General features: G+C 40.6%; 8 protein-coding genes. 1 reads left to right on the plus strand and 7 read right to left on the minus strand.

Going from position 1 to position 2,685, the window contains the following annotated elements; genetic code table 11:
• The 7 genes from IM475_RS23155 to IM475_RS11905 all read right to left on the minus strand — a co-directional run.
• Window positions 1-140: DUF6887 family protein (locus IM475_RS23155; protein ID WP_502865624.1), on the minus strand; the 140-nt coding region annotated here is incomplete at its 3' end.
• On the minus strand, window positions 109-240 hold the full coding sequence (locus IM475_RS23160; RefSeq protein WP_374756727.1) for a DUF6888 family protein: 132 nt from the start codon (window positions 238-240) through the stop codon (window positions 109-111). The genes IM475_RS23160 and IM475_RS23155, both read right to left, overlap by 32 nt.
• A gap of 215 nt (window positions 241-455) precedes the next feature.
• Entirely contained in the window at window positions 456-683 is a 228-nt protein-coding gene (locus IM475_RS11885) for a hypothetical protein (protein WP_287659120.1), read from the minus strand.
• Between the two features lie 53 nt (window positions 684-736).
• The gene (locus tag IM475_RS11890; RefSeq protein ID WP_287659119.1) at window positions 737-1,165 is read right to left on the minus strand and encodes a type II toxin-antitoxin system VapC family toxin; all 429 of its coding nucleotides are present in this window, start codon (window positions 1,163-1,165) and stop codon (window positions 737-739) included.
• Window positions 1,162-1,398, minus strand: a complete 237-nt coding sequence (locus IM475_RS11895) for a hypothetical protein (RefSeq protein ID WP_149988454.1) — start codon at window positions 1,396-1,398, stop codon at window positions 1,162-1,164. The genes IM475_RS11890 and IM475_RS11895 overlap by 4 nt, the downstream gene beginning before the upstream one ends.
• 114 nt (window positions 1,399-1,512) lie before the next feature.
• Window positions 1,513-1,905: a DUF5615 family PIN-like protein gene (locus tag IM475_RS11900; RefSeq protein WP_287659118.1), complete on the minus strand. Its 393-nt coding sequence runs from the start codon at window positions 1,903-1,905 to the stop codon at window positions 1,513-1,515.
• On the minus strand, window positions 1,902-2,276 hold the full coding sequence (locus tag IM475_RS11905) for a DUF433 domain-containing protein (protein ID WP_002758892.1): 375 nt from the start codon (window positions 2,274-2,276) through the stop codon (window positions 1,902-1,904). Before IM475_RS11905 ends, IM475_RS11900 begins: the two co-directional genes overlap by 4 nt.
• A gap of 114 nt (window positions 2,277-2,390) precedes the next feature.
• On the opposite strand from IM475_RS11905, the gene IM475_RS11910 reads away from it, so the two are divergent.
• On the plus strand, window positions 2,391-2,685 hold a 295-nt coding region (locus tag IM475_RS11910; RefSeq protein WP_287727688.1), incomplete at its 3' end, for a helix-turn-helix domain-containing protein.

Here is a 2,685-nt window from a genome sequence, read left to right on the forward strand (position 1 = left end):
ACACCTGATTCAGTTCGCATTCTATCCATATAAATTCTTAGGGCTTCATCATCTTCTCGATGGGAGAGGACATATTTTCTTAATTCTGGGCGAGACATTTGGTAAAAATCAGGTTGATGATTCATCTTCAAACTCCACATTTCCGTTAGTTAATATGATAAAGCTAAGAGTTTCACCTGCTAGTATATAAATCTCTTTTCTTTTTTCATCATACCGAAATATAGCGTTTCCCAATCTCATGAGGTACAGCAAAATCTTAACTCCTGACTCGTCAAAACCTAAGACTCTGTACCTCACAACTATGGAAATTGCTATAGATGAATATCGGTATAGAAGTTAGACAGGGTTTAGCATTTTAGCTATTTCCCACTCACTCATAGGGAATCAGGAGAAACCGTAATTGTTTCCAATTGGGGTAAGAGTCCTTTGAGTGTCGTTTCATTGAGAGTTTGAGCCTAGGCGATCGACTTTTCCACTTCTGACTGATAAGCTTCAGCATAGAGCAAAGCAGAGCGGACCCATTCGAGGGGTCGATGAAAATGTGCCGCCGTTTTTTGTTCATCTAGCGCGTAGCTTTGAGCAATTTGAATTACTTCCCAGAGAGCCAAACTGGAGTTTTTGAGGTAGGGTTGTCGCCCCAAAGGAGACTGGCGAAATTCAATATAGGGGAACTCGCTCTTCAATTTAGATCATTCCTCTCAATAGCGCCATATCAGTTTTTTCCACTGATAACTGTTCACTGTTCACTGTATGAAGGATTTAGCAGTCGAGTGAACCCTGCTTGTTCAAAATGCCGATCTGATGTAAAGGCTAATGTAATTACTTCTTGCTGCATAATGACAAAGCTAATACAATCAGTTAGCCCCCAATCTTTATCAAGAAGCTGACTATAAAGTTTCCAACCCTCATCGAAAAGAGATTTATTGAGCGGTATAATCTGTAAACCAATTAGATTGTTGAGGTGATTAATAAATCTAATTGTTTGAGAGCGAATTTTCGGCGAAACCAGAGCATCAGCCACTTCCAATAAAACAAAATCTGTTGTTATAAGCTGACATTTCTGTTGTTGAAGATTCGCCTTAACACGCTTGGTTTGTTCATGAAAAACATCATCAGCATTAATTAAGGCAATCCAGGCTGCCGTATCAACAAAAACCTTCCTCACGATTCTAGCTCTCGCTTGGGTAGCCCGTGAATGTAATGATCGTGCTGATAGGACAAATCGGAAATTCCTGTATTCATTTGACACTCTTCTAAGATTTGGTCAAACTCGTCCCAAAAATCATACTCTGGGGATCTGGATTCAAGCTGCTTTATGAGCATTGCGGCAATCTTATTTTGCTCTGATTCGGGGAGTTGTTTGACTTGAGCGATCGCCTCTTCTAATAGCTTTGTCATATCCTTGGAATTGTATAAAACCCTAATAACGATTATCTCATCATCTCGTTCCCAGTTTCTACCTGGGAACGCTCTTTTCAGGTTCTACCTGAAGAATGCTTTTCAACAACAGTCTTATGGGATGAAAATTCGACCGACTCCCATATAGTTTTCTAGATCAAATAAAATCTCAATCAAGCGGGTAGCACATCTTTGCCGATAGCTACTTTCATCAAAGCGCTCAGGGTTTCCAATTGTCAGAATTGGCAGGGAAGCGGGTGTATTTTCTTCACGTATGGTTTGTTCCAGCGAATCAATTCCTTTCATATTTCGATTTGCTGTAATTAAAATCATCTGAGTGTTTTGAGCAAATTGCCAAACAACCCGATCACTACTATCCATCGGCAATCCAACATCCTGAAAGGTGAAGAAGCGGATGGGCAAAAGATCAAGCCATCCTTCTGCTGAGAGGGTTCCCCAGAATAAAACAACATCGCCCGTTAAGTTGTAGTCAATCAGAAAGTTCATGATTGAGATTCAATGCGTGCTTTCCACTCTTGAAGCTTCGCACGAATGGTTTCTTGACCAGGCTTAGGGGGCATCGCCGCAATCTTGGCAAATCGCTCACGATTTCGCTCTTCCCAGTATTGACGAATTTCTGTCGCTGTCTGCAAGCATTCTTGATACTCGGCTTCAACCTCAGTACAATGAGTCTCAATGTATGCTAGGGCTGAATCAATCTGTCTATCATTAAGACCAAGTTTTTCACGAATCAGCTTGGGGGGATACTGAGCCTTTAGGTAATCCATAACATCATAAAGGGTAATTCGCGTACCGGCGATTGTCAATCCACGCTCTGTACGAATAATGGCTGATTGCCCGTTGGATACTAGAACCATACTCATAACCTTCTAGAATTTCATCGAAAATTTGGGTCTGAAACCCCGCCGTTTTACGGCGGCTTTGCTGTTAAATATTAGCACATTTACGAAATATATGCTAAAATATGAGACATGGAAAAAGCCTATTCTTACCGATTTTACCCGACACCAGAACAAGAGTCGCTATTGCGGCGCACTTTGGGCTGTGTAAGATTGGTTTACAATAAAGCTCTCCATGTCAGAACACAAGCATGGTACGAAAGACAAGAAAGAGTAGGATATACTGAAACTTCTTCAATGCTAACCGATTGGAAAAAACAAGAAGAATTAGAGTTTTTAAACGAAGTTAGCTGTGTACCTTTACAACAAGGGTTAAGACATTTACAAACAGCTTTTACTAATTTCTTTGCTGGTCGTACTAAGTATC

It is taken from the genome of Microcystis sp. M061S2 (genome assembly GCF_020245605.1).
In the GTDB taxonomy this organism is placed as follows: Bacteria; Cyanobacteriota; Cyanobacteriia; order Cyanobacteriales; family Microcystaceae; genus Microcystis.